The 25,939-nt window shown below is 66.7% G+C and carries 21 protein-coding genes; 3 read left to right on the top strand and 18 right to left on the bottom strand.

Features of this window, described 5'->3' with window-relative positions:
- Positions 1-95 precede the first annotated feature (95 nt).
- Positions 96-926: a formate dehydrogenase accessory sulfurtransferase FdhD gene (gene fdhD / locus WS45_RS22190; protein ID WP_156437250.1), complete on the top strand. Its 831-nt coding sequence runs from the start codon at positions 96-98 to the stop codon at positions 924-926.
- Positions 927-948: 22 nt separating this feature from the next.
- On the opposite strand, the gene WS45_RS22185 is transcribed toward fdhD, so the two are convergent.
- From WS45_RS22185 to WS45_RS22100, 18 genes are all read right to left on the bottom strand, one after another.
- Complete coding sequence (locus WS45_RS22185) at positions 949-1,716, bottom strand: enoyl-CoA hydratase (RefSeq protein WP_059690650.1); 768 nt, start codon at positions 1,714-1,716, stop codon at positions 949-951.
- 90 nt (positions 1,717-1,806) lie between these two features.
- Entirely contained in the window at positions 1,807-3,006 is a 1,200-nt protein-coding gene (locus WS45_RS22180; protein ID WP_059690651.1) for an acetyl-CoA C-acyltransferase, read from the bottom strand.
- Between the two features lie 22 nt (positions 3,007-3,028).
- Positions 3,029-5,464, bottom strand: coding sequence for a 3-hydroxyacyl-CoA dehydrogenase/enoyl-CoA hydratase family protein (locus tag WS45_RS22175; protein ID WP_059701710.1), 2,436 nt, complete (start codon positions 5,462-5,464; stop codon positions 3,029-3,031).
- A 113-nt stretch (positions 5,465-5,577) separates the two neighbouring features.
- On the bottom strand, positions 5,578-7,365 hold the full coding sequence (locus tag WS45_RS22170; RefSeq protein WP_059690653.1) for an acyl-CoA dehydrogenase C-terminal domain-containing protein: 1,788 nt from the start codon (positions 7,363-7,365) through the stop codon (positions 5,578-5,580).
- Between the two features lie 58 nt (positions 7,366-7,423).
- The gene (locus WS45_RS22165) at positions 7,424-8,023 is read right to left on the bottom strand and encodes a TetR/AcrR family transcriptional regulator (protein WP_006751498.1); all 600 of its coding nucleotides are present in this window, start codon (positions 8,021-8,023) and stop codon (positions 7,424-7,426) included.
- 199 nt (positions 8,024-8,222) lie between these two features.
- Positions 8,223-9,497 (bottom strand): cardiolipin synthase ClsB, encoded by a 1,275-nt coding sequence (gene clsB, locus WS45_RS22160; protein WP_059528188.1) that lies wholly within the window; start codon positions 9,495-9,497, stop codon positions 8,223-8,225.
- Entirely contained in the window at positions 9,494-9,988 is a 495-nt protein-coding gene (gene nudB, locus WS45_RS22155; protein ID WP_059528191.1) for a dihydroneopterin triphosphate diphosphatase, read from the bottom strand. Before nudB ends, clsB begins: the two co-directional genes overlap by 4 nt.
- A 156-nt stretch (positions 9,989-10,144) precedes the next feature.
- Positions 10,145-11,947, bottom strand: coding sequence for an aspartate--tRNA ligase (aspS, locus tag WS45_RS22150; protein WP_059528194.1), 1,803 nt, complete (start codon positions 11,945-11,947; stop codon positions 10,145-10,147).
- 67 nt (positions 11,948-12,014) lie between these two features.
- Positions 12,015-12,665 (bottom strand): DUF502 domain-containing protein, encoded by a 651-nt coding sequence (locus WS45_RS22145; protein ID WP_006477842.1) that lies wholly within the window; start codon positions 12,663-12,665, stop codon positions 12,015-12,017.
- A 61-nt stretch (positions 12,666-12,726) separates the two neighbouring features.
- On the bottom strand, positions 12,727-13,065 hold the full coding sequence (locus WS45_RS22140) for an FmdB family zinc ribbon protein (protein ID WP_059690654.1): 339 nt from the start codon (positions 13,063-13,065) through the stop codon (positions 12,727-12,729).
- A gap of 95 nt (positions 13,066-13,160) precedes the next feature.
- Positions 13,161-13,787 carry an SAM-dependent methyltransferase gene (locus WS45_RS22135; protein ID WP_059528340.1) on the bottom strand — a complete coding sequence of 209 codons (627 nt, stop codon included), beginning with the start codon at positions 13,785-13,787 and terminating at the stop codon, positions 13,161-13,163.
- Between the two features lie 17 nt (positions 13,788-13,804).
- Positions 13,805-15,382 (bottom strand): ubiquinone biosynthesis regulatory protein kinase UbiB, encoded by a 1,578-nt coding sequence (ubiB, locus tag WS45_RS22130; RefSeq protein WP_059528200.1) that lies wholly within the window; start codon positions 15,380-15,382, stop codon positions 13,805-13,807.
- A 12-nt stretch (positions 15,383-15,394) separates the two neighbouring features.
- Positions 15,395-16,021, bottom strand: a complete 627-nt coding sequence (locus tag WS45_RS22125; RefSeq protein ID WP_059701709.1) for a ubiquinone biosynthesis accessory factor UbiJ — start codon at positions 16,019-16,021, stop codon at positions 15,395-15,397.
- Positions 16,022-16,184: 163 nt separating this feature from the next.
- Complete coding sequence (locus WS45_RS22120) at positions 16,185-17,219, bottom strand: Tim44 domain-containing protein (protein WP_059528206.1); 1,035 nt, start codon at positions 17,217-17,219, stop codon at positions 16,185-16,187.
- 41 nt (positions 17,220-17,260) lie between these two features.
- Positions 17,261-17,992 (bottom strand): bifunctional demethylmenaquinone methyltransferase/2-methoxy-6-polyprenyl-1,4-benzoquinol methylase UbiE, encoded by a 732-nt coding sequence (ubiE, locus tag WS45_RS22115; RefSeq protein WP_059528209.1) that lies wholly within the window; start codon positions 17,990-17,992, stop codon positions 17,261-17,263.
- Positions 17,993-18,044: 52 nt separating this feature from the next.
- Entirely contained in the window at positions 18,045-18,458 is a 414-nt protein-coding gene (locus WS45_RS22110) for a gamma-butyrobetaine hydroxylase-like domain-containing protein (RefSeq protein WP_011886002.1), read from the bottom strand.
- Positions 18,455-18,898, bottom strand: coding sequence for an HIT family protein (locus WS45_RS22105; RefSeq protein WP_044846840.1), 444 nt, complete (start codon positions 18,896-18,898; stop codon positions 18,455-18,457). The genes WS45_RS22110 and WS45_RS22105 overlap by 4 nt, the downstream gene beginning before the upstream one ends.
- 87 nt (positions 18,899-18,985) lie before the next feature.
- Entirely contained in the window at positions 18,986-23,002 is a 4,017-nt protein-coding gene (locus WS45_RS22100) for a DUF3683 domain-containing protein (protein WP_059528212.1), read from the bottom strand.
- Positions 23,003-23,578: 576 nt separating this feature from the next.
- On the opposite strand from WS45_RS22100, the gene ilvA reads away from it, so the two are divergent.
- Complete coding sequence (ilvA, locus tag WS45_RS22095) at positions 23,579-25,102, top strand: threonine ammonia-lyase, biosynthetic (protein WP_059528215.1); 1,524 nt, start codon at positions 23,579-23,581, stop codon at positions 25,100-25,102.
- 12 nt (positions 25,103-25,114) lie between these two features.
- Entirely contained in the window at positions 25,115-25,939 is an 825-nt protein-coding gene (gene queF / locus WS45_RS22090) for an NADPH-dependent 7-cyano-7-deazaguanine reductase QueF (protein ID WP_059528217.1), read from the top strand.

The raw sequence follows: 25,939 nt of genomic DNA, 5'->3' as shown, positions 1-25,939 counted from the left end.
GGATGCCGGCGCGGCCGGCCTGTCTGAGGTATTTTAGAACCTCTGCGCGCGAGCGGCGGATACGATCGTCGCCGCCCCGCCACGAATCAACGGGAGTGCTCGTGAATCCGACTGAAACAGAAGAACCGCGCGGCGCGATCGAGCTGTCCGTGCGCCGCACGCGCGGCGGCGCCGTCGAAACCGCACACGATTACGTCGGCCAGGAATGGCCGGTCGCGCTGGTCTTCAACGGCATCTCGCACGCGGTGATGATGTGCACGCCGCGCGACCTCGAGGCGTTCGCGGTCGGCTTCGCGATCTCGGAAGGGATCGTCGAACGCGGCAGCGACATCAAGGACATCGAGGTGATCCTCCACGCCGATGCATCGCTGCCGCACGCGGAGGTGCATCTGGAGGTCGTCCAGCAGGCTTTCGCCGCGCTGAAGGACCGTCGCCGCGCGCTCGCGGGGCGTACCGGCTGCGGCGTGTGCGGGATCGAGAGCATCGACCTGCTCGACCTCGCGCCCGAGCGGGTGCCCGACACCGGCTTTCTCGCGCGCCTCGCGCCCGACGCGCTCGCGCGCGCGGCCCACGCGCTGCCGGTGCACCAGGCGCTCACGCAGCTCACTGGCGGCCTGCACGCGGCCGCGTGGTGCGACGCAACAGGCGCGATCCGGATGGCGTTCGAGGATGTCGGCCGCCACAACGCGCTCGACAAGCTGATCGGCTCGCTCGTGCTGTCGCGCGCCGACGCGACCGACGGCTTCGTGTTCCTGTCGAGCCGCGCGAGCTACGAGCTCGTGCGCAAGTCGGCGCGGGTCGGAATCCCGATGGTCGCGACGATCTCCGCGCCGTCGTCGCTCGCGATCGAGATCGCGAAGGCGGCCGGCCTGCGGCTGGTCTGCTTCTGCCGCGAAACCGGCCACGTCGATTACGGCACGGCCTGATGCCGGCCGCCCGGCCGCTGCGTCAATCGAACTGACGGAAATCCGGCTTGCGCTTCTCGAAGAACGCGGTCATCGCCTCGCGGGCTTCCGGCGCGCGCAGCATCGCGGAGAAGTGGCCGGCTTCCTCGTTCATCCGCGCGGCAACGGACACCCCGCCCGTCTCCTTCAGCAACGCCTTCGTCACGCGCAGCGACGACGCCGGCAGCGCCGCGAGCTTCGCGGCCTGCTTCGCCGCGAATGCGTCGAGCTCGGCGGCCGGCAGCACGCGGTTGACGATGCCGATGCGGTGCGCTTCCAGCGCGTCGAACGCTTCGCCGAGCAGCAGCTTTTCAGCGGCGACCTGATGGCCGGCCAGGCGCGGCAGCAGCACGCTCGATGCGGCTTCCGGGCACAGCCCGAGCTGCGCGAACGGCAGCGAGAATGCCGCGGTGTCGGCCGCGTAGACGAGATCGCAGTGCAGCAGCATCGTCACGCCGACACCGACCGCGATGCCCGGCACCGCGGCGACGATCGGCTTGGTCGCGCCGCTGATCCGCGCGAGAAACTGGAATACCGACGCGTTCTCGTCCTTCGGCGGCGCCTTCAGGAAATCCTCGAGATCGTTCCCCGCGCTGAAGTTGCCGTCGCTGCCGCGCAGCAGGATCACGCGGATCGCCTTGTCTTCCTGCGCGTCGGCGAGCGCATCGGCCATCGTCTGGTACATCGCCGCCGTCAGCGCGTTCTTCTTCGCCGGGCGCGCGATCGTGATCGTCATCACGCCGTCGGCGCGTTCCACTTGAATTTCGGCCACAACCGTCTCCTTTGACTTTCCTCTTCCGGAATGAAAAACGGTGCGCAAGCTCGTGGCTCGCGCACCGTGATCGCTACTGTCCCGCTCCGCTTACAGGCGTTCGATGATGCCCGCCGCACCCATGCCGGTGCCGACGCACATCGTGACCATCCCGTACTTCAGGTTGCGGCGGCGCAGGCCGTGCACGACGGTCGCCGCGCGGATCGCGCCGGTCGCGCCGAGCGGGTGGCCGAGCGCGATCGCGCCGCCGACCGGGTTGACCTTCGACGGGTCGAGGCCGAGATCGCGGATCACCGCCAGCGACTGCGCGGCGAATGCCTCGTTCAGCTCGATCCAGTCGAGATCGTCCTGCTTCAGGCCCGCGGCCTTCAGCGCGGCCGGGATCGCTTCCTTCGGGCCGATGCCCATGATTTCCGGCGGCACGCCGCGCACCGCGAAGCTCACGAAGCGCGCGAGCGGCGTCAGGTTGAATTCCTTGAGCACCTTCTCCGACACGACCAGCAGCGCGCCCGCGCCGTCCGACGTCTGCGAGCTGTTGCCGGCCGTGACCGAGCCCTTGTTCGCGAACACCGTGCGCAACTTCGCGAGGCCTTCGAGCGACGTGTCCGCGCGCGGACCTTCGTCGAGCGCGATTTCGCGCGTCTTCACGTCGACTTCGCCCGTCGCGAGGTTCGGGAAACGCTCGGTGATCGTGTACGCGGCAATTTCGTCGCCGAACTCGCCGGCCTGCTGCGCGGCGAGCGCCTTGCGATGCGACTCGACCGAGAACGCGTCCTGGTCTTCGCGGCTCACCTTCCACTGCTCGGCGACGCGCTCGGCCGTCAAGCCCATCCCGTATGCAATGCCGAAATCCTCGCTGCGATCGAAGATGTGCGGCGACATCGACGGCTTGTTGCCCATCATCGGCACCATGCTCATCGATTCGCAGCCGCCCGCGAGCAGCGCGTCCGATTCGCCGACGCGGATGCGGTCCGCCGCCATCGCCAGCGCCGTGATGCCCGACGCGCAGAAGCGGTTGACCGTCACGCCGCCGACCGTCTGCGGCAGGCCCGCGAGCAGCGCGCCCATGCGGGCGACGTTCAGGCCCTGCTCGGCTTCCGGAATCGCGCAGCCGATGATCGCGTCCTCGATCACCTTCGTGTCGAGGCCGGGCACCTGCGCGACCGCCGACTTGATCGCGTGAACCAGCAGCTCGTCGGGGCGCGTGTTCTTGAAGACACCGCGCGGGGCCTTGCCGATCGGGGTGCGGCTGGCGGCGACGATGTATGCGTCTTGCAGTTGTTTGCTCATTTGAAGCTCCTTATCCGCTCGCTCAGTTACGCACCGGCTTGCCGGTCTGCAACATGCCCATGATCCGTTCCTGCGTCTTCTGCGTGCCGAGCAGCTCGACGAACGCGCGGCGCTCGAGCGCGAGCAGCCACTGCTCGTCGACGAGGCTGCCGGCTTCGACGTCGCCGCCGCACACGGCTTCGGCGATGCGGCTCGCGATCAGGTAGTCGTGCTCGCTGATGAAGCGGCCGTCACGCATGTTGACGAGCGACGCCTTGATCGTCGCGATCGCCGAGCGGCCCGCGACCGGCACGTCCTTCGCGCGCAGCGGCGCACGGTAGCCGACGGCCGCCAGCGCGCGTGCTTCCTTCTTCGCGGTGTCGAGCAGCTCGAACACGTTGAAGATGATCGTGTCGGACGGCTTCAGGTAGCCCATCGCGCGTGCATCGTGCGCCGACGACGACACCTTCGCCATCGCCGCGTTCTCGAACGACTTCGTGACGAACTTCAGGATGTCGGTGGTCGCGTTCGCGGCCGTTGCCGCATCCGCCGCGCGCAGCGCCGCCTCCTTCAGGCCGCCGCCCGCCGGCACGAGGCCGACGCCGACTTCGACGAGACCGATGTAGCTCTCGACGTGCACGACGCGCTTCGCGCTGTGCAGCATCAGCTCGCACCCGCCGCCGAGCGCGATGCCCGATACGGCCGCGACGACCGGCACGTTCGCGTACTTCACGCGCAGCATGCCTTCCTGGAATTTCTTCACGAACGGCTCGATGCCCTTCGCGCCGCCCATCATGAACGCGGGCATCGCCTCTTCGAGGTTCGCACCGGCCGAGAACGGGCCGCCCGGCGTGCCGAGCTTCAGCGACGTCGGCTGCCAGATCACCACGCCCTTGTAGTCCTTCTCCGCGAGTTCGATTGCCTGCACGAGGCCGTCGATCACGCTCGGTCCGATCGTGTTCATCTTCGACTTGAACGACACGATCACGACGTCGTCCTCGCCTGCGCGATCGTCGACCCATGCACGCACGGCGTCGGTTTCGAACAGCGTCTTGCCGTACGTCTTCGGGTCGGCGCCGGCTTCGCCGACGAGCGGCGCGCGGAACACCTGCTTGCCGTAGACGGCCAGGTCGGAGCGCGGCACGAAGCGCTTCGACGCCGGCGCCCACGAGCCTTCGGCCGTGTGCACGCCGCCCTTCTCCGCAACCGCGCCTTCGAGCACCCACGACGGCAGCGGCACGTTCGCGAGCGCCTTGCCGGCCGCGATGTCTTCCTGCACCCACTCGGCGACCTGCTTCCAGCCGGCAGCCTGCCAGCCTTCGAACGGGCCTTCGTTCCAGCCGAAGCCCCAGCGGATCGCGAGGTCGACGTCACGCGCGTTGTCGGCGATCGACTCGAGATGCACGCCGATGTAGTGGAACACGTCACGGAAGATCGACCACAGGAACTGCGCGTGCGGATGGTCCGTCTCGCGCAGCAGCTTCAGGCGTTCCGCCGGCGGGCGCTTCAGGATGCGGCCGACGGTTTCATCCGCCTTCGCGCCCGAATCGACGTAAGTGCCCGTCTTCGCGTCGAGCACCTTGATCGCCTTGCCTTCCTTCTTGTAGAAGCCGCCGCCCGTCTTCTGGCCGAGCGCGCCCTGCTTCACCAGTTCGGCGAGCACGGCAGGCGTCTGATAGACCGGGAAGAACGGATCGTCGGCGAGGTTGTCCTGCATCGTCTTGATCACGTGCGCCATCGTGTCGAGGCCGACCACGTCCGCGGTGCGGAACGTCGCCGACTTCGCGCGGCCGAGGCGGCTGCCCGTCAGGTCGTCGACTTCGTCGAAGCGCAGGCCGAACTTCGCGGCCTCGGTGATCACCGCGAGGATCGAGAAGATGCCGACGCGGTTCGCGATGAAGTTCGGCGTGTCCTTCGCGCGCACGACGCCCTTGCCGACGATGCTCGTCAGGAAGGTCTCGAGCTGGTCGAGGATCTCCGGACGCGTGTGCGCGGTCGGGATCAGCTCGACGAGGTGCATGTAGCGCGGCGGGTTGAAGAAGTGCACGCCGCAGAAGCGCGACTTCAGCTCGTCCGAGAAGCCTTCGGACAGCTTCGTGATCGACAGGCCCGACGTGTTGGTCGCGAAGATCGCGTTCGGTGCGATGTGCGGCGCGACCTTCTTGTACAGGTCGTGCTTCCAGTCCATCCGCTCGGCGATCGCCTCGATCACGACGTCGCACTCGGCGAGCTTCGCGATGTCGTCTTCGTAGTTCGCGGCTTCGAGGTATTTCGCGTCGTCCTTCACGCCGAACGGCGCGGGCGACAGCTTCTTCAGGTTCTCGATCGCCTTCAGCGCGATCGCGTTTTTCGGGCCTTCCTTGGCCGGCAGGTCGAACAGCAGCACCGGCACGCGCGCGTTGACGAGGTGCGCGGCGATCTGCGCGCCCATCACGCCGGCGCCCAGCACGGCGACCTTGCGAATCAGGAAATTGCTCACGGGATGTCTCCGGATAATGTCGTGCAGCGCGGGTTGTGAGGGCTGCACGACGAAGTGAGTACCAGGAACCGTTGCGTTCGGGCGGCGCGCGGCGCGCACCGCCCGGACTCGCGTCAGAACAGCGATTCGTCGACTTCCATCAGCGTCTTCGAGCCGGCGCGCGCGGCGCGGATCGTCGCCGCGGTCTCGGGCAGCAGGCGCGCGAAATAGAAGCGTGCGGTCGCGAGCTTCGACTTGTAGAACGGGTCGCCCGACGCTTCCTTGTCGAGGGCGAGACGCGCCATGCGCGCCCAGAAGTACGAGAACACCAGGTGGCCGACGGTGCGCAGGTACGGCACGGCGGCGGCGCCGACTTCGTCCGGATTCTGCATCGCCTTCATGCCGATTTCCATCGTCAGCTTCTGCACCTTGTCGCCGATGTCGGCGAGCGGGTTGATGAACTCGGCCATCTCCGGCTTCACGCCTTCGGCTTCCGCGAATTCGGTGACGAGCTTGCCGAACTTCTTCAGCTTCGCGCCCATGTCGCCGAGCACCTTGCGGCCCAGCAGGTCGAGCGACTGGATCGAGTTCGTGCCTTCGTAGATCATGTTGATCCGCGCGTCGCGCACGTACTGCTCCATGCCCCACTCGGAGATGAAGCCGTGGCCGCCGTAGATCTGCATTGCGTGGTTGGTCGACTCGAACGCGTTGTCGGTCAGGAACGCCTTGATGATCGGCGTGAGCAGCGCGACGAGGTCGGCCGCTTCCTTGCGCACCGCTTCGTCACCGTGCGACAGCTCCTTGTCGATCTGCAGCGCGGACCAGTACGTGAATGCGCGCGCGCCTTCCGCGTAGGCCTTCTGCGTGAGCAGCATGCGGCGCACGTCCGGGTGCACGATGATCGGGTCGGCCGGCTTGTCCGGTGCCTTCGGGCCCGTCAGCGAGCGCATCTGCAGGCGCTCCTTCGCGTACGTCAGCGAGTTCTGGTACGCGACTTCCGTGAGGCCCAGGCCCTGCATGCCGACGCCCAGGCGCGCGGCGTTCATCATCACGAACATCGCGTTGAGGCCCTTGTTCGGCTCGCCGACCATCCAGCCCTTCGCGTTGTCGAGGTTCATCACGCACGTCGAGTTGCCGTGGATGCCCATCTTGTGTTCGATCGAGCCGCACTTGATGCCGTTGCGCTCGCCCGGCTCGCCCGCGGCGTCCGGAACGAACTTCGGCACGATGAACAGCGAGATCCCCTTCGTGCCTTGCGGCGCGTCCGGCAGGCGCGCGAGCACGAGGTGGACGATGTTCTTCGACATGTCGTGCTCGCCGCTCGAGATGAAGATCTTCGTGCCGCTGATCGAGTACGAGCCGTCGCCGTTCGGTTCGGCCTTGGTGCGCAGGATGCCGAGGTCGGTGCCGCAGTGCGGCTCGGTCAGGCACATCGTGCCCGTCCATTCGCCCGACACGAGCTTCGGCAGATACTGCTTCTGGAGTTCCGGCGCGCCGTGCGCGTGCAGGCATTCGTAGGCGCCGTGCGACAGGCCCGGATACATCGTCCATGCCTGGTTCGCGGAGTTCAGCATTTCATAGAGCGCGTTGTTCACGAACGCGGGCAGGCCCTGGCCGCCGTAGTCCGGATCGCAGCCGAGCGCCGGCCAGCCTGCCTCGACGTACTGCCGATACGCTTCCTTGAAGCCGGTCGGGGTCTTCACGACGCCGTCGCCTTCGTACGTGCAGCCTTCACGGTCGCCGACCTGGTTCAGCGGGAACAGTACCTCGGAGCAGAACTTGCCCGCCTCCTCGAGGACCTGGTTGATCGTGTCGGCGTCGAGGTCCGCGTGCCGCGGCATTTGCTTGACCTCGGCTTCGACGTTCAGAAGCTCGTGCAACACGAATTGCATGTCGCGCAGCGGCGCGGCGTACTGTCCCATGACTCTCTCCAAAGGTGGGCAAAACGGCTCGAGCTCCTGGCGGGCGGATCACGCGCCGCTAACGGCTCTCGCTCTGATACGAAACGATCGTCTTTTCCAGCGCGGCCCACGTGAGGCGCACGGCATCCGGCGAATGCAGGAATCGTGCGTCGTGATGCAGGCCGAGCGTGAAGCTGTACAACTCGAAGAGCATCAGGTCCGGATCGGTATCCGCACGCAGATGACCTTCTTCCTTCGCCTGCGAAATGGCACGCAGCATCGCGGCACGCCAGGCCGTCACGCTCGCGATCAACTGCTCGCGCACGGGGCTGTCCGGCCGGTCGTCGTACTCGACGGCGCCGCTGATGTAGATGCATCCGGTCGTCACCTCCTGGATGCGCTTCTCCGTCCAGCGGGCCAGCATCGCCCGAAGGCGCGGCAAGCCTCGCGGCTCGCGCAGGCTCGGAAAGAACACCTCGTTTTCGAAACGATGGTGATACTCGCGGACGACCTCGACCTGCAGGTCTTCGCGCGATCCGAAGTGCGCGAACACACCACTCTTGCTCATCTGCATGCGCTCGGCCAGCAGGCCGATCGTCAGCCCCTCCAGCCCGTCACGGCTGGCGAGGTCCAAAGCAGCTTCGAGTATCGCGGCACGCGTCTGTTCGCCTTTTCGCATAGCTATTTCTGTAACCGTTCGGGGGTTCGAATAAAATCGAACGGCCGTACTATTATTGAGTGCGGCCGCTCGCGAAACAAGGAAATTATTAGAAACCGGTGTCTAACCGAGCCGCTATTTTGCGCGATTCCGGCGGGACCGGAGCGGCTTTTCCGCACGAACGTGCGGACAGATTTTTGAAGCGGATGCTTAGTCCGTGTCAGTCGTAACCACCGACCGTCAGCGCCTTCATCACGATGCGGTACGTGTTGTACGCGAGCCAGTTCAGCATGCGCTCGATGCGGGGCCGCGCGGCATACCGGGCGGCGTCGATTTCGCGGCCTTCGGTGAAGGCGGCCGCGATTGCGTCGCGCAGTTCGTTGGTGACCGCATCGTAGCGCACCAGCACGACATTCGCCTCATTGTTCAGCATCAGGCTCAGCGCGTCGAGGTTCGACGAGCCGACGGTCGCCCAGTTGTCGTCGATCACCGCGACCTTGCCGTGCAGGATCGTCTTGTCGTATTCCGCCACGCGCACGCCCGCGCGCAGCAGCGCGTGATACAGGAACGGCACGGCCGTATCGAGCGCCGTGAACTCGTTGCGGCCGATCAGGATCCGCACGTCGACGCCGCGGCGCGCGGCGCCCGTCAGCGCGCGGCGCAGCTTGCGGCCCGGCATGAAATACGGATTCGCGAGCAGGATCCGCTGGCGCGCCTGGCCGATCGCGGCGAGATACGCCTTCTCGATCGCGCGGCGGTTCACGACGTTGTCGCGCGCGACGAACGCGACGCTCGGCTCCGTCACGACCCGCAGCGCACCGGCCTTGATCCACCGGTGGCTGCGCATCCAGCGCCGGAACATGTCCGGGAACGCCTCGCCGCCGTGCAGCCCGGCCGCGTACTGCGCGTACGGCTTGTGGCCGAACTGGATGCGGTGCCACTGCAGCTCGAACGCGGCGCGCACGTCCGACACCGCCGGCCCGGCCATCTCGACCGCGAAATCCCAGCGCGGGAACGGCAGCGTCGCGCTGCCCTGCGCGTAGTCGTCGACGATGTTGATGCCGCCGCAGAACGCGACCGCATGATCGATCACCGCAAGCTTGCGGTGCGTGCGCGAGAAGCCGAAGCGGCCGAACAGGTAGCGGTTGTAGATGCAGTGCTCGACACCGGCCCCGGCCCACGTATCGAACAGCGGCAGGCGCGCGGTGCCGACGCCGTCGGTGATCACGCGTACGCGCACGCCGCGCTGCGCCGCGCGAATCAGCGCATCCGACACCGGGCGGCCAGCCGCGTCGTCGCAGAAGATGTAGGTTTCGAGCATCACCTGCTCGCGCGCCGCATCGATCCGTTCGATCAGCGCGTGGAAAAATTCGCTGCCGGTCTCGCAGAGCCGCACCGTGTTGCCGGCCGTGAACGCGAGCCGCGACGCGGAGCCGCGCTCCTGCAGGAACATCTGCCGCAATTGCGCGAAGCGCTTGCGGGTTTCCGCATTCATGCGGACGAGCCGTGCGGCGCCCGCGCGAGCGACACGCGCACGGGCAATTGCAGGATCGCCTCGGCGTTCGACGGCGAGAAGCAGCGCGCGGCCGCTTCACGGTACGGCAGCCACGCGTGGTCGACGTGCTCGCGCGGCGACAACGTCACGTCGACGCGGCGCGGCACGCACAGGCCGAACCAGTGCTCGACGTTGCGCGTGACGCCCGGCGCATAGCGATGCAGGTATTGCGGATAGATGCTGTATTCGATCCGGTGGTGCCAGTCGATCAGCGCGGTGGCCGGCACGTCGTGCGACCCGACCGAGATGCCGGTTTCTTCAGCGACTTCGCGCGCGGCCGTGAGCGCGAGCGGCTCGTCGAGCGCGTCCTTCGATCCGGTCACCGATTGCCAGAAATCGGGCTGGTCGGCACGCTTGATCACCAGCACGTCGAGTTCGGGCGTATAGATCACGACGAGAACGGATTCGGGGATTTTCGGCGGCTTCGTCATCTTTGTTTCATGCGGCACAGGGCCGGGCGCCGGGCCTGTGCCGGAACGTGCGGCAAGTGCTGCGACTGTACCGCAAAAAACGAAAAAGGCGCACCACGGCGCCTTTTTCGCTGGATGTCGTGCACGCGTCGCCGCGCACACGACCTGTGGCACGCGTTACGCCTTCGGCTGTTCCGGCTGACGCAGACGGATGTGCAGCTCGCGCAGCTGACGCTCGTCGACCGGGCTCGGCGCCTGCGTGAGCAGATCCTGCGCACGCTGCGTCTTCGGGAACGCGATCACGTCGCGGATCGAGTCGGCGCCGGCCATCATCGTGACGATGCGGTCGAGGCCAAATGCGATACCGCCGTGCGGCGGCGCGCCATACTGCAGCGCGTCCAGCAGGAAGCCGAACTTCAGTTGCGCTTCTTCCGCGCCGATCTTCAGCGCGCGGAACACCTTGCTCTGCACTTCCTCACGGTGGATACGCACCGAGCCGCCGCCGATTTCCCAGCCGTTCAGCACCATGTCGTACGCCTTCGCGAGGCAACGGCCCGGATCGGTCTCGAGGTACTCGAGGTGCTCGTCCTTCGGGCTGGTGAACGGATGGTGCGCGGCGACGTAGCGCGCGTCTTCGTCGTCGTATTCGAACATCGGGAAGTCGACGACCCACAGCGGCTTCCAGCCGGCCTGGACGAGGCCGTTCGCCTTGCCGAATTCCGAATGGCCGATCTTCAGGCGCAGTGCGCCGAGGCTGTCGTTGACGACCTTCGCGCGGTCGGCCGCGAAGAAGATGATGTCGCCGTCTTCAGCGCCGGTGCGCTCGAGGATCGCCGCGATCGACGCGTCGTGCAGGTTCTTGACGATCGGGCTTTGCAGGCCGTCGCGGCCCTTCGCCTTCTCGTTGACCTTGATCCATGCGAGGCCCTTCGCGCCGTAGATGCGCACGAATTCCGTGTAACCGTCGATGTCGCCGCGCGACAGCTCGCCGCCCTTCGGCACGCGCAGCGCCGCGACACGGCCGTCCTTCGCGTTGGCCGGCGTGCTGAACACCTTGAAGTCGACGTCCTTCATCGCGTCGGTCAGCTCGGTGAATTCGAGCTGCACGCGCAGGTCCGGCTTGTCCGAACCGAAACGCGCCATCGCTTCCGAGTACGGCATCACCGGGAATTTCGCGTCGAGTTCGACGTCGATCGTCGTCTTGAAGATGTGACGGATCATGTCTTCGAACAGGTCGCGAATTTCCTGCTCGCCGAGGAACGACGTCTCGCAGTCGATCTGCGTGAATTCCGGCTGACGATCGGCACGGAGGTCCTCGTCGCGGAAGCACTTGGTGATCTGGTAGTAACGGTCGAAGTTCGCGACCATCAGCAGCTGCTTGAACAACTGCGGCGACTGCGGCAGCGCGAAGAACTGGCCCGCGTTCACGCGCGACGGCACGAGGTAATCGCGGGCGCCTTCCGGCGTGCTCTTCGTCAGCATCGGCGTTTCGATGTCGATGAAGCCCTGCTCGTCGAGGTACTTGCGTGCTTCGATCGCGACGCGGTAGCGCAGGCGCAGGTTGTGCTGCATCTGCGGACGGCGCAGGTCGAGCACGCGATGCGTGAGGCGCGTCGTTTCCGACAGGTTGTCGTCGTCGAGCTGGAACGGCGGCGTGATCGACGCGTTCAGCACGATCAGCTCATGGCACAGCACTTCGATCTTGCCGCTCTTCAGGCCGGCGTTGACCGTGCCTTCCGGACGGTTGCGCACGAGACCCTTGATCTGCACGCAGAACTCGTTGCGCACGCCTTCGGCGGTCGCGAACATTTCCGCGCGATCCGGGTCGCACACCACCTGCACGAGGCCTTCACGATCGCGCAGGTCGATGAAGATCACACCGCCGTGATCGCGGCGGCGCTGCACCCAGCCGCACAGCGACACGGTTTGGCCCAGCAGGTGTTCGGTCACGAGACCGCAGTATTCAGTACGCATCGACATGATGTTTGCTTTCGTTCGGTTTGATCAACGGGTGCCGCAACGCGCGGCCCGGGCGATGATTCTTTACTTACAGCGGCGGCTCGACGGGACGGCGGGCGGGCGCCGGAGCCGGCGCCGAAGGCGCCACGACGCCCATCGAGACGATGTACTTGAGCGCGGCATCGACCGACATGTCGAGTTCGATGACTTCGCTCTTCGGCAGCATCAGGAAGAAGCCCGACGTCGGGTTCGGCGTCGTGGGCACGTACACGCTCACGTACTCTTCCGTCAGATGGTTGACCACGTCGCCGCCGGGCGTGCCCGTCAGAAACGCGATCGTATACGAGCCGCGCCGCGGGTATTCGATCAGCAGCGCCTTGCGGAACGCGTTGCCGCTGCTCGACAGCAGCGTGTCCGACACCTGCTTGACGCTCGTGTAGATCGGCCCGACGACCGGGATGTGACGCACGACCGCGTTCCACCACGTGACGAGCTTCTGGCCGATGAAGTTCTGCGTGGCCAGCCCGACGACGAAGATGAACGCGAGCGTCAGCACCGCGCCGATCCCCGGCAGGTGGAAGCCGAGCATCCGCTCCGGCTGCCACGATTCGGGCAGCAGCAGCAGCGTCTGGTCCATCGTGCCGATGATGAGGCCGAGCACCCACAGCGTGATCGCGAGCGGGACGAGAACCAGCAGGCCGGTCAGGAACACCGTTTTCAGGGTCGTCTTTTTCATCATCTGCCGTCAATGAACCGCGCCGGAAGCGCGGGTTGGTCGCGGCCCGGCCGGGCCGCGACGGTCAACTGCCGGCGGCGGGCGCCGCAGCCGGGGCCGGCGCGGCGCTCGTCGTCGTACTTTCGGAGCTCGCGGCAGCGGGCGCGGCTGCCGCCGGCGCTGCGGCCGGTGCTGCCGCCGTGTCGCCGGACGCCGTCGCCGGCGCGCTGGTGCCGCCCGAGCCACCGCGGAAATCGGTGACATACCAGCCGGAGCCCTTCAGCTGGAAGCCGGCGGCGGTGACCTGCTTGCGAAAAGCATCCTTCCCGCATTCGGGGCACTGCGACAACGGCGCGTCGCTCATCTTCTGGAGCACGTCCTTCGCGAAACCGCACGCTTCGCATCGATAGGCGTAGATCGGCATGATATTTTTCCCGCAGAAACTGGAAACGGCTTGCAAAACCTTGAATTATAGCCGAAACCCCGGCGCGCTCCGGCAACGGCCGCGACGCCCCGGCTTCAGCGACGGCGCCACGTGAGCCAGCGCTCGTGCCCTTCGAACACGGCCAGCGAATCGGTCACCGGCAGATCCTCGATCAGTTCGAAGTGCGGCGCGAGCAGCGCATCGAGTTCGGCGCGTTCGATGCCGAACGGCGGCCCCTTCGGTTTCGTCGTCACGAAGAAATAGCCGGCCAGCAACGCTCCGGCCGGCAACAATTCGGCCATCCGCGCCGCATAGCCGGCGCGCAGGCTCGGCGGCAGCGCGCACAGGAACGCACGCTCGTACACCCACTGCACGTCGAACGGCGGTCGGTACGCGAAGAAATCGGCCTGCTCGACGACGTCCGCATGCGCGCCGAGCTGCGCCTTCGCGGTCGCCACCGCCTGCGCCGAGAAATCGATCGCGCGCACGGGCCAGCCGGCCTGCGCGAGCCAGCCGGCCTCCTGCGCGCTGCCGCAGCCGGGAATCAGCACCGCACACGGCTCGAGGCGCTGCGCAAACGCGCGAAACCCGTCGGGCACGCCGCCGAATTCCCACGGCGTCACGCCGCGCGCGAAACGCTCGTCCCAGAACGCGGCGTTGCCGGGGTCGCGCGTCGCGAAATCGGCGGCGCTCGGTGCGGACGGTCGTGTCGGTTCAGGCATCGCGCGGCTCCCTTCGTTCATGCACCGTACGCGAGCGCGAGCAGCACGCGCGCGACGAGCGCCCCGACGCCGACGGCAAGCCCGAAGATCAGCAATGCCTGCAGCAGCCGGTTGGTGCGTTTCTGCTCGACGAGGATCTGACGCATCAGGTCCTCGCTCGCCGCGCGCGGTGCGTCGTGGCGCGCCGCCATCGCATGGTGGATCAGGCGCGGCAGTTGCGGCAGCGTCTTGCTCCACTGCGGCGCCTCGACCTTGAAGCGCTCGTACCAACCGCGCAGGCCGATCTGCTCGGTCATCCAGCGTTCGAGATACGGCTTCGCCGTCTTCCACAGGTCGAGTTCAGGATCGAGCGAACGGCCGAGCCCCTCGACGTTCAGCATCGTCTTCTGCAGCAGCACGAGCTGCGGCTGGATCTCGACGTTGAAGCGGCGCGACGTCGAGAACAGGCGCATCAGCACCTGGCCAAGCGAGATGTCCTTCAGCGCGCGGTCGAAATACGGCTCGCACACCGCGCGAATCGCGCTTTCCAGCTCCTCGACACGCGTCTCGGGCGGCACCCAGCCCGACTCGAGGTGCAGCGTCGCGACGCGGTGGTAATCGCGCTTGAAGAACGCGAGGAAGTTCTGCGCGAGGTAGTTCTTGTCGAAATCCGACAACGCGCCGACGATCCCGAAATCGAGCGCGATATAGCGGCCGAACGTGTTCGGATCGAGGCTCACCTGGATGTTGCCCGGGTGCATGTCCGCGTGAAAGAAACCGTCGCGGAACACCTGCGTGAAGAAGATCTCGACGCCTTCGCGCGCGAGCTTCTTGATGTCGACGCCGGCCGAGCGCAGCGTCTCGACCTGGCTGATCGGCACGCCGGTCATGCGCTCCATCACGAGCACCTGCGACGTCGAGAAATCCCAGAACATCTCGGGCACGAGCAGCAGATCGAGGCCCGCGAAGTTGCGGCGCAGCTGGCTGCCGTTCGCGGCCTCGCGCATCAGGTCCAGCTCGTCGTGCAGGTACTTGTCGAATTCGGCGACGACTTCCCGCGGCTTCAGGCGCCGGCCGTCCGCCCACATGCGCTCCGTCCACGTCGCGATGTCGCGCATCAGCGCGAGGTCCGAATCGATCACCGGCAGCATGTTCGGGCGCAGCACCTTGACCGCGACGGCCTTGCCCGCGTGCGGGCCCTGCTTCAGCTTCGCGAAATGCACCTGCGCGATCGACGCGCTCGCGATCGGCTCGCGCTCGAATTCGTCGAACAGCTCGTCGACCGGCGCGCCGAGCGACTTCTCGATGATCGCGATCGCGACCGCCGAATCGAACGGCGGCACCTGGTCCTGCAGCTTCGCGAGTTCGTTCGCGAAATCGACCGACAGCAGGTCGCGGCGGGTCGACAGCACCTGGCCGAACTTCACGAAGATCGGGCCGAGGCTTTCGAGCGCGTGACGCAGCCGCACGGCGGGCGGATCGGAATAGCGGCGGCCGATCGTCGTGATCCGCAACAGCAGTTTCACGCGCCGGTCGTCGATCCGGGACAGCATCACTTCGTCGAGGCCAAAGCGGATGACGGTGTAGACAATCTTGATGAAACGGAAAATGCGCATGCCCTGCGGCCCTCAGTGCGCGCCGCGCGGGCCGGAGCCCGTGCGCGCGCCGATTTTTTGTTCGAGTCGCTCGACCCGTTTCTCGACCCGCGCGAGCGCATCGCGCGCACGCGCCAGTTCGGCGTCGAAGCCGCCGAGCACCGTGCGCCGGACGACTTGCGGGTTTTCGTCGAGCCAGTATTCGGCGACGGAATCGAGCACGTTGCGGCCGGTGCGGCGCGCGCGCGCGCCGGCGTCGCGCACGACCGTCGCGATCCTGTGCGCCGCCGCGTCGCCGATCAGCTTCGCGAGATCTTCCTCAGGTTCCCAGCGCAGGTGCTCGGCCAGCTTCGCGATCTGCGTCGCGAACTCCGCGTCGCCCTCGATCTTCACGTGCTTCATCACGGCCGCCTGGCCGCCCTGCAGGAATGCGGCGACGGTGTCGCCCGCGAGCGCGATCGACACATCGACGTGTTGCGCATCGTGCGCTTCCACGGCGGACAGATAGCCGTCGGGCTGCACGAGCAGCGTGAGCGTGACGGGCGGCACGTCGAGCCGGGCGGTCTTGCCCGCGTAGGGGATCAGGCGGTCGCGCGCCCACGATTCGCGCGCGAGCAGGTGATTGACAGCAGCAGCAAAAGGCTTGGCGGCAAAGGTCATCGGGCTGGGAAAGAAAAAACCCGCGCGGGCCGGGCGCCCACGCGGGTTTCTATTGTAACGTCGGATCGTCGGCAGACCGCGGCCAACCGCACACCCGGGCGGCAAGCGGTCGCAGTGCGGCGGCCGTCGCCCGGGCAGCCGGCAAGCCGGCCACCGGTCATGCTCAGTGCGTGTTGAGCTGCTGGATACCCGCGAGCAGCCAGCCCTGACTGCCCGACTTCGACAGGTTCCACACCTCGTCGAACGGCGCCGCCGACGCATTCGCCGATTCCCGGATCAGCCCGTGGAAGCGCACGCTCGCCGACTGCTCGATGCCGCGATCCTCGATCGCGACCAGTTCCGCGTCGAGCTGCACGACATCGGTCTGGTTCGCCTCGTTGCCGCGCGAGTCGAGGTCGATCTTGATCTCGGCGAACATTTCCGGCGTCGTGAACTCGCGAATGTCTGCCAGGTTGCCCTGGTCCCAGGCTGCCTGCAGGCGCACGAAGTAGACCTTCGCGCTGCGCAGGAACGCTTCGGTGTCGAAGCCGGCCGGCACCTGCAGCGGCGCGGCCGCCATCGCGCCCGCCGCGCCCGCGGCGGCTGCGCCGCCGCCGAACACGCCTTGCGCTTCGTTCGCATAGCTGCTGCCGCTGCCGGCATAGTTGTTGCCGGTGCTGCCTTGCTGGAACGACGGGCTCTGCGAGTAGCCGCCCGACGACGATGCCGAACCTCCCACCGAGTACGCCGGTTCGTGCGAACGGCGACGGTTCATGAACTTGCGAACCAGCCAGATGCCGACCATCGCGAGCAGGGCGATCACGATGACGTTCGCCATCATGCTCGCGAACGCGCCGCCCAGGCCGAAGTGCGACAGCAACGCCGCGATGCCGAGGCCGGCCGCGAGACCGGCGATCGGCCCGAGCCAGCGCGAGCGGTTCGGCTGCGCGGCCGGAGCCGGTGCGGCCGGGTTCGCGCGCTGCGCCTGCGCCGGCGCGGCCTGCTGCATCGGCTGCTGCGCGGGCGGCGTGGCCTGGCGCTGCGTGACGGTGGAGCTTTGACGGCCGATGCTGCGCCCGCCGCCCATGCGCTTGGCTTCAGCGTCGAGCGATGCGAACGTGCCGGCCGTGAGCAGGCCGACCATCAGCAGCGTGCCGACCCGTCGAGCCCACGGCTTCGACGGCTTGCTACGGTTGAACAACGAACGCGATTCGGACATCAGCTTCTCCAGATGTAAGGCGAATGTATGGAAAGAACCCCTTAGTACTTGGTTCCTAGGTGTAACGCTACCACGCCACCTGACAAATTGTAATATTTGACGGCATCGAGGCCCGCTTGTTCCATCATCGTCTTCAGCGTGTCCTGATCGGGGTGCATCCGGATAGATTCAGCAAGATACTTGTAACTTTCAGCATCTTTCGCGAACTTGTCGCCAAGCCACGGTAATACTTTGAAAGAATACAGATCGTACGCTTTTTTCAGCGGATCCCAGACTTTCGAGAATTCCAGCACCATCACGCGGCCGCCGGGCTTCGCCACGCGGCGCATCTCGGCGAGCGCGGCGTCCTTGTGCGTCATGTTGCGCAGCCCGAATGCGACCGTGACGACATCGAAGTAGTTGTCGGGAAAGGGAATTTTCTCGGCGTCGCACAACAGCGACGGCGTCACGATGCCCTTGTCGAGCAATCGGTCGCGGCCGACGCGCAGCATCGATTCGTTGATGTCGGTGTGCCAGACCTCGCCCGTCGGGCCCGCCGCCTTCGCGAACGCCTTGGTCAGGTCGCCCGTGCCGGCCGCGATGTCGAGCACCTTGAAGCCGGGGCGCACGTTCGCCTGCGCGATCGTGAACGCCTTCCACGCGCGGTGCATGCCGGCCGACATCAGGTCGTTCATCAGATCGTAGTTGCTCGCGACCGAATGGAACACGCCCGCCACTTTCTTCGCTTTTTCGGTTTCCTCGACGCTTTCGAAGCCGAAGTGGGTTTTGCTCATCGCGTTGATCCTCAGTAAATGGCAAGACGGCGCCGAGCGGGCGCCGTCGATTTCAGTGGCAGTGGCCGTGCGGCGCGGGAGCCGCCTGCATCGGCGCGTCGCGCTCGACGCCCGCCGCCTTCAGTTTGTCGAAATAGTCGCGCCACAGCGCGTCCTGCTGCGTCGCCAGTTCGTACAGCAGATCCCACGAGTAGATGCCGGTCGAATGGCCGTCCGAGAACGTCGGCTGCAGCGCGTAGTTGCCCACGCCCTCGAGCGCGGTGATCGTCACCTCGCGCTTGCCGGTCTGCAGCGTCTCCTGGCCGGGCCCGTGGCCGCGCACCTCCGCCGACGGCGAATAGACGCGCATCAGCTCGAACGGAATCCGGTAGCTCTCGCCGTTCGGGTACTGCAATTCGAGCACGCGCGACACCGCGTGCACGACGACGCCGGACGGAATAGGCGTCGTGGAAGTCAAACCGCTCATGGCTGCCTCGAATCGGTCATGCGTTGAATTTCCTCGCGCACCGCATTGTGCAGCAGCGAGGCCTGCGCCGCGCGCGTGCGCAGCAGTGCCTCGGACACGCTGCGCTGGCGCGGCGCCCAGACGGGCTGCGGGAAATGGGCGTCGTTGGAGAAGCGCGGGATCACGTGCCAGTGCACGTGCGGCACCATGTTGCCGAGGCTCGCGAGATTCACCTTGTTCGGCTGCATCACGCGGCGCACTGCCCGCTCCACCGCGTAGACCACGCGCATCAGATGTGCCCGCTCGGGCTCGCCGAGATCGGAAAACTCGGCCACGTGCGTGCCCCAGATTACCCGGCAGAAGCCCGGGTAGTCGTGCTCGCCCGTCGCAAGCACGACGCGCAGCGCATCGTCCTGCCAGAGCACCTCGCCGCCGTCTTCACGGCAAAACACGCATTCCATCGTCGCTCCCATGTGGACGGGCGCCGGCGCTTCAGCGCAGGCGCCCGCTCTCATCCCTCGCCCGGCCGGGCGGTCGTCATGCCCGCATTAGACCAGCACGCGCTCGATCCCGCCATTGTTCGCGTGTGCGACATAATCGGCCATCCAGTTCTCGCCGAGCACCTGGCGCGCGATCTCGACCACGATGTAGTCGGCCTCGAGGTTCGCGTCCTCGTTGTAGCGCGACAGGCCCTGCAAGCACGACGGGCAGCTCGTCAGGATCTTCACGTCCGGGCCGTTCGCGGCGGGCGCCGGCGTGTCGCCGGCCACGACCGGGATGCTGCGCAGCTTCGCGGCCCCCTTGCGGATTTCCTCTTCCTTGCGGAAGCGGACCTGCGTGGACACGTCCGGACGCGTGACCGCGAGCGTGCCCGATTCGCCGCAGCAGCGCTCGTTCTTCTCGATCTTGTAGCCGTCCTTCTCCGTGCCCATCAGCTCGTTGACGAGCTTCACCGGGTCCATCGTCTTGATCGGCGTATGGCACGGGTCGTGATACATGTAGCGGGTGCCCGTCACGCCGTCGAGCTTCATCCCCTTCTCGAGCAGGAACTCGTGGATGTCGATGATCCGGCAGCCCGGGAAGATCTTGTCGAATTCGTAGCCCGCGAGCTGGTCGTAGCAGGTGCCGCACGACACGACCACCGTCTTGATGTCGAGGTAGTTCAGCGTGTTCGCGACCCGGTGAAACAGCACGCGGTTGTCGGTGACGATCTTCTCGGCCTTGTCGTACTGTCCCGAGCCGCGCTGCGGATAGCCGCAGCACAGGTAGCCCGGCGGCAGCACGGTCTGCACGCCCGCCTCCCACAGCATCGCCTGCGTCGCGAGGCCGACCTGCGAGAACAGGCGCTCGGAGCCGCAGCCCGGGAAGTAGAACACCGCTTCCGAATCGACGGTCGTCGACTTCGGGTTGCGGATGATCGGCACGATCTTGTTGTCCTCGATGTCGAGCAGCGCGCGCGCCGTCTTCTTCGGCAGGTTGCCCGGCATCTTCTTGTTGACGAAGTGGATCACCTGCTCGACCACGGGCGGCTTGCCGACCGTCGCCGGCGGATGCTGGGTCTGCTTCGTCACGACCTTCTTCAGCATGTCGTTCGCGAAGCGCTGCACCTTGTAGCCGACGCCCATCATCACGCTGCGCGCGGCGTTGATCGTCTGCGGATTGGTCGCGTTCAGGAAGAACATGCCGGCCGCATTGCCGGCGTTGAATTTCTTCTTGCCCATCTTGCGCAACAGGTTGCGCATGTTCATCGTGACGTCGCCGAAGTCGATCTTCACCGGGCACGGCGTCGCGCACTTGTGGCACACCGTGCAGTGGTCGGCCACGTCGTTGAACTCGTCCCAGTGCTTGATCGACACGCCGCGGCGCGTCTGTTCCTCGTACAGGAATGCCTCGACCAGCAGCGAGGTCGCGAGAATCTTGTTGCGCGGGCTGTACAGGAGGTTCGCGCGCGGCACGTGCGTCGCGCACACCGGCTTGCACTTGCCGCAGCGCAGGCAGTCCTTCACCGAATCGGCGATCGCGCCGATGTCGGACTGCTGCATGATCAGCGACTCGTAGCCCATCAGCCCGAAGCTCGGCGTGTATGCGTTGCGCAGGTCGGCGCCGTCGAGCAGCTTGCCCTTGTTGAAGCGGCCGTTCGGATCGACGCGTTGCTTGTACGCGCGGAATTCGGCGATCTCGTCGTCGGTCAGGAACTCGAGCTTCGTGATGCCGATTCCGTGTTCTCCGGAAATCACGCCGTCGAGCGAGCGTGCGAGCGTCATGATGCGCGCGACCGCCGCGTGCGCATCCTGCAGCATCTCGTAATTGTCGGAGTTGACCGGGATGTTGGTGTGGACGTTGCCGTCGCCCGCGTGCATGTGCAGCGCGACGAATACGCGGCCGCGCAGCACCTGCTTGTGGATCGCCTGCGCCTCGTCGAGGATCTGCTTGAACGCGCCGCCGTTGAAGATCGCGCGCAGCTCCGCGCGGATCTCCTGCTTCCACGAGATGCGGACGGTGCGGTCCTGCGTGACGTGGAACACGGTCGCGCCCGGCTGATCGTCCGCGCGATCGGCGAACTTCTCGGCAAGCGCCTCGTAGCCGAGCTGCACGAGGTAGTGCTGTGCCTCGCGCAGCGGCTGGTCGAGCCGGTCGCGCACGAACTCCCAGCGCGCACGCACGCGCTTGAGCAGCTCCAGCGCCTGCTGCACGCGATCCTCGAGCAGTTCGGCGCTCGGGATTTCGTTCGCGTCGTCGGTCTTGCCGAGCGGCAGGTTGCCGGCGCGGAAGAACGCTTCGAGCGCGTCGACCAGCTGCAGCTTGTTCTTCAGCGACAGCTCGATGTTGATCCGCTCGATGCCGTCGGTGTACTCGCCCATCCGGTTCAGCGGGATGACGACGTCCTCGTTGATCTTGAACGCGTTGGTGTGCTTCGCGATCGCGGCCGTGCGGCTGCGGTCGAGCCAGAAGCGCTTGCGCGCCTCCGCGCTGATCGCGACGAAGCCTTCGCCGCTCTTGCCGTTCGCCATCCGGATCACTTCGGACGTCGCCTGCGCGACCGCATCGGCGTCGTCGCCGACGATGTCGCCGATCAGCACCATCTTGGGGAATGCGTTGCGCTTGCTCTTGGTCGCGTAGCCGACCGCGCGCAGGTAGCGCTCGTCGAGGTGCTCGAGGCCCGCGAGAATCGCGCCGCCCTGCTTCGACGTCTCGAACAGGTAATCCTTGATCTCGACGATGCTCGGGATCGCCTCGCGCGCCTGGCCGAAGAATTCGAGACAGACGGTGCGCGTGTGCGCGGGCATCTTGTGCAGCACCCAGCGCGCGGACGTGATCAGCCCGTCGCAGCCTTCCTTCTGCACGCCCGGCAGCCCGGCGAGGAACTTGTCGGTGACGTCCTTGCCGAGGCCTTCCTTGCGGAACCGGCGGCCTTCGATCTCGAGCATCTCGCTCTTCAGCAGCTTCTCGCCCGGCGCGTACGCGCCGTCGAACCACTTCAGCTCGAAACGCGCGACCGCGATGTCGTGGATCTTGCCCTGGTTGTGCTCATGGCGCGTGACTTCGAGCCAGTTGCCGTCCGGGTCGACCATCCGCCACCAGGCCAGGTTGTCGAGCGCGGTGCCCCACAGCACGGCCTTCTTGCCGCCCGCGTTCATCGCGACGTTGCCGCCGATGCACGATGCGTCCAGCGAGGTCGGATCGACCGCGAACACGTAGCCGGCCGCTTCGGCCGCTTCCGTCACGCGGCGCGTGACGACGCCCGCGCCGGAGAAGATCGTCGGCACCTTGTGCGCGACGCCCGGCAGTTCGGTGAGCTCGACCGCGCCGAGCTGTTCGAGCTTCTCGGTGTTGATCACCGCGGAGAACGGCGTGAGCGGCACCGCGCCGCCCGTGTAGCCGGTGCCGCCGCCGCGCGGGATCACGGTCAGGCCGAGTTCGAAGCACGCCTTGATCAGGCCCGCGATCTCGGCTTCGGTATCGGGAGTCAGCACGACGAACGGGTATTCGACGCGCCAGTCGGTCGCGTCGGTCACGTGCGACACGCGCGACAGCCCGTCGAAGCGGATGTTGTCCTTCTGCGTGCAGCGGCCGAGCGCCTTGGTCGCACGGCGGCGCAGGTCGGCCATCTTGTCGAATTCGTCGGCGAACTCGTCGACCGCGCGCTGCGCGGCGGCTTCCAGCATCTCGACGCGTCCGGCGCGTTCGCGGCCCGCGTCGTCGCGGTGCTCGGTCAGGTCGGCGCGGCGGCGCTTGCCGATCTCGGTCAGGCGGTGGTTCAGCGCCTCGATCAGCAGCGCGCGGCGCTTCGGGTTGTCGAGCAGGTCGTCCTGCAGGTACGGGTTGCGGCGCACGACCCAGATATCGCCGAGCACTTCGTACAGCATCCGTGCCGAGCGGCCAGTGCGCCGTTCGGCGCGCAGCTCGTCGAGCACCGACCACGCCTCCGCGCCGAGCAGGCGGATCACGATCTCGCGGTCGGAGAAGGACGTGTAGTTGTAGGGGATCTCGCGCAGACGGGGCGCGGGGTCGGCGGCGACGGTGGCGGCCGCGCCATGCGGATCGAAAACTTGTGGTGCGTTCATGTTCGGACGACTCGGAGGGCCGATACACCGTGCACGGGCGTCGGCAAGCGCGTAGGCGCAATCTTGGGGAAATCTGTTCTGGTGCCAGGCGCGCGACTATCTCGCATGGGGCCGGAGCGGGTCTGGACTCACCGTTCCGGGCCGGCGGGGCCTGGCGGCACTCGGAGCCATCAGCACGATCGCGCGCGGCGCGCATGCCGCTCCGCCGCGGGGCTGGCTGCGCGCGGCGTCGGCTTCAACGGGGCGATCCGAGGGTGCCTCTGCATCTTCCGATCCTTGATTCAAAACGGAATTCTAACCCATGATCGGCCCGCCCGTGAGACGCCGGACAGGTCGTGGGGCTTTCGCCGCAACCCGCGCGGAGCCTGCTTCGGCGCGATTTCGCGCCCGCATTCGCCGTCCGTCCGGTCGGTAACCACGCGGTTAACCCGGTAAAAAGGGGACGCTCCGCGCGGCAAACACGCCCGCCGACGCGCTTGCGCGACCGCGCGCCCGGCATGCCGCTTGCGTGCGGACGGACCCTTGGCGCTATCATTGATCTTTTACCGTCTGCTTCCGCACTGCACGCGAGCGCCCATGGCATCCCACGATTACCTGAAGAAAATCCTCACCGCGCGCGTTTACGACGTCGCGCTCGAGACGGAACTCGAACCCGCCCGCAACCTGTCGGCCCGACTGCGCAACCCCGTTTACCTGAAGCGCGAGGACAACCAGCCGGTGTTCTCGTTCAAGCTGCGCGGCGCGTACAACAAGATGGCGCACATTCCGGCCGACGCGCTCGCGCGCGGCGTGATCACGGCATCGGCCGGCAATCATGCGCAGGGCGTCGCGTTCTCGGCGGCACGGATGGGCATCAAGGCCGTGATCGTCGTGCCCGTCACGACGCCGCAGGTGAAGGTCGACGCGGTACGCGCGCACGGCGGCCCGAGCGTCGAGGTGATTCAGGCGGGCGAGTCGTACAGCGATGCGTATGCGCACGCGGTCAAGGTGCAGGCGGAGCGCGACCTCACGTTCGTCCACCCGTTCGACGATCCGTACGTGATCGCCGGCCAGGGCACGATCGCGATGGAAATCCTGCGTCAGCACCAGGGGCCGATTCACGCGATCTTCGTGCCGATCGGCGGCGGCGGGCTCGCGGCCGGCGTGGCGGCCTACGTCAAGGCGGTGCGGCCGGAAATCAAGGTATTCGGCGTGCAGGCCGAGGATTCGTGCGCGATGGCGCAATCGCTGCAGAAAGGCGAGCGCGTCGAGCTGAGCGAGGTCGGCCTGTTCGCGGACGGCACCGCGGTGAAGCTCGTCGGCGAGGAAACCTTCCGGCTCTGCAGCGAATTCCTCGACGGCGTGCTGACGGTCGACACCGACGCGCTGTGCGCGGCGATCAAGGACGTGTTCCAGGATACGCGCAGCGTCCTCGAACCGTCCGGCGCACTCGCGGTCGCGGGCGCGAAACGCTACGCGGAACGCGAAGGCATCGAGAACCAGACGCTCGTCGCGGTCACGTCCGGCGCGAACATGAACTTCGACCGGATGCGCTTCGTTGCCGAACGCGCGGAAGTCGGCGAGGCGCGCGAAGCCGTGTTCGCCGTCACGATCCCCGAGGAGCGCGGCAGCTTCAAGCGCTTCTGCTCGCTCGTCGGCGATCGCAACGTGACCGAGTTCAACTACCGGATCGCCGATGCGCAATCCGCGCACATCTTCGTCGGCGTGCAGATCAAGCGTCGCGGCGAATCGGCCGAAATCGCCGCGAACTTCGAGTCGCACGGCTTCAAGACCGTCGACCTGACGCACGACGAGTTGTCGAAGGAACACATCCGCTACATGGTGGGCGGCCGCTCGCCGCTCGCGCTCGACGAACGCCTGTTCCGCTTCGAATTCCCGGAGCGGCCGGGCGCGCTGATGAAGTTCCTGTCGTCGATGGCGCCGGACTGGAACATCAGCCTGTTCCACTACCGCAACCAGGGCGCGGACTACAGCTCGATCCTCGTCGGGCTGCAGGTGCCGCAGGCCGATCGCGCCGAATTCGAACGCTTCCTCGCGGCGCTCGGCTATCCGTACGTCGAGGAGAGCGCCAATCCGGCTTACCGCCTCTTCCTGTCGTAAAGGCTTCGTGCAATGAATCCCGAACATTCCCCGCTCGGCAAGGCGACCGTCTACGCAGCGCAGTACGACGCGTCGCTGCTGTTCCCGATCCCGCGCGCCGGGGCGCGCGAGCAGCTCGGCATCACGTCGGCGCCGCCGTTCTTCGGCACCGACATCTGGAACGCGTACGAGCTGTCGTGGCTCAACGCGCGCGGCAAGCCGCAGCTCGCGGTCGCGACGTTCTTCGTGCCGGCCGAATCGCCGAACATCGTCGAATCGAAGTCGTTCAAGCTGTATCTCGGCTCGTTCGCGCAATCGAAGTTCGACTCGGTCGACGCCGTGCGCGACGTGCTGAAACGCGACGTGTCGGCCGCATGCGGCGCGAGCGTGTCGGTGCAGCTCGTGTCGCCGCACGATTTCGGCAAGCTCGAGATGGAGGAGCTCGACGGGCTGTCGCTCGACCGGCTCGACCTCGACACCGACGTGTACGAACCCGATCCGTCGCTGCTGTCGGCCGCCGAGGACGAAGCGCCTGTCGAGGAAACGCTCGTGTCCGACCTGCTGCGCTCGAACTGCCCGGTCACCGGCCAGCCCGACTGGGGCAGCGTGCAGATTCACTACGTCGGGCCGCAGATCGATCACGCGGGGCTGCTGCGCTACATCATCTCGTTCCGCAACCACACGGGCTTTCACGAGCAGTGCGTCGAGCGGATCTTCCTCGACATCCTGCATGCGTGCAAACCGGTGAAGCTCGCGGTGTATGCGCGCTATACGCGCCGCGGCGGGCTCGACATCAATCCGTTCCGCACGAACTACAACCAGCCGATGCCGGACAACGCGCGGACCGCGCGGCAGTAA

The sequence above is a fragment of the Burkholderia sp. RF2-non_BP3 genome (assembly GCF_001522185.1).
Classification (GTDB): Bacteria; Pseudomonadota; Gammaproteobacteria; order Burkholderiales; family Burkholderiaceae; genus Burkholderia; species Burkholderia diffusa.
Note: the sequence above shows the minus strand (reverse complement) of the source record. Positions and strands in the feature narration are given on the sequence as shown.

What these genes read in the sequence shown, in the direction of transcription:
- nudB (WP_059528191.1), bottom strand. Translation starts at nt 9,988, where the DNA reads ATGACGAAGCCGCCGAAAATCCCCGAATCCGTTCTCGTCGTGATCTAT.
- WS45_RS22135 (WP_059528340.1), bottom strand. Translation starts at nt 13,787, where the DNA reads ATGCCTGAACCGACACGACCGTCCGCACCGAGCGCCGCCGATTTCGCG.
- clsB (WP_059528188.1), bottom strand. Translation starts at nt 9,497, where the DNA reads ATGAATGCGGAAACCCGCAAGCGCTTCGCGCAATTGCGGCAGATGTTC.
- WS45_RS22100 (WP_059528212.1), bottom strand. Translation starts at nt 23,002, where the DNA reads ATGAACGCACCACAAGTTTTCGATCCGCATGGCGCGGCCGCCACCGTC.
- queF (WP_059528217.1), top strand. Translation starts at nt 25,115, where the DNA reads ATGAATCCCGAACATTCCCCGCTCGGCAAGGCGACCGTCTACGCAGCG.
- WS45_RS22145 (WP_006477842.1), bottom strand. Translation starts at nt 12,665, where the DNA reads ATGATGAAAAAGACGACCCTGAAAACGGTGTTCCTGACCGGCCTGCTG.
- WS45_RS22105 (WP_044846840.1), bottom strand. Translation starts at nt 18,898, where the DNA reads ATGGAATGCGTGTTTTGCCGTGAAGACGGCGGCGAGGTGCTCTGGCAG.
- ubiE (WP_059528209.1), bottom strand. Translation starts at nt 17,992, where the DNA reads ATGAGCAAAACCCACTTCGGCTTCGAAAGCGTCGAGGAAACCGAAAAA.
- aspS (WP_059528194.1), bottom strand. Translation starts at nt 11,947, where the DNA reads ATGTCGATGCGTACTGAATACTGCGGTCTCGTGACCGAACACCTGCTG.
- WS45_RS22180 (WP_059690651.1), bottom strand. Translation starts at nt 3,006, where the DNA reads ATGAGCAAACAACTGCAAGACGCATACATCGTCGCCGCCAGCCGCACC.
- WS45_RS22125 (WP_059701709.1), bottom strand. Translation starts at nt 16,021, where the DNA reads ATGACCTTTGCCGCCAAGCCTTTTGCTGCTGCTGTCAATCACCTGCTC.
- WS45_RS22170 (WP_059690653.1), bottom strand. Translation starts at nt 7,365, where the DNA reads ATGGGACAGTACGCCGCGCCGCTGCGCGACATGCAATTCGTGTTGCAC.
- ilvA (WP_059528215.1), top strand. Translation starts at nt 23,579, where the DNA reads ATGGCATCCCACGATTACCTGAAGAAAATCCTCACCGCGCGCGTTTAC.
- WS45_RS22165 (WP_006751498.1), bottom strand. Translation starts at nt 8,023, where the DNA reads ATGCGAAAAGGCGAACAGACGCGTGCCGCGATACTCGAAGCTGCTTTG.
- WS45_RS22120 (WP_059528206.1), bottom strand. Translation starts at nt 17,219, where the DNA reads ATGTCCGAATCGCGTTCGTTGTTCAACCGTAGCAAGCCGTCGAAGCCG.
- WS45_RS22110 (WP_011886002.1), bottom strand. Translation starts at nt 18,458, where the DNA reads ATGAGCGGTTTGACTTCCACGACGCCTATTCCGTCCGGCGTCGTCGTG.
- ubiB (WP_059528200.1), bottom strand. Translation starts at nt 15,382, where the DNA reads ATGCGCATTTTCCGTTTCATCAAGATTGTCTACACCGTCATCCGCTTT.
- WS45_RS22140 (WP_059690654.1), bottom strand. Translation starts at nt 13,065, where the DNA reads ATGCCGATCTACGCCTATCGATGCGAAGCGTGCGGTTTCGCGAAGGAC.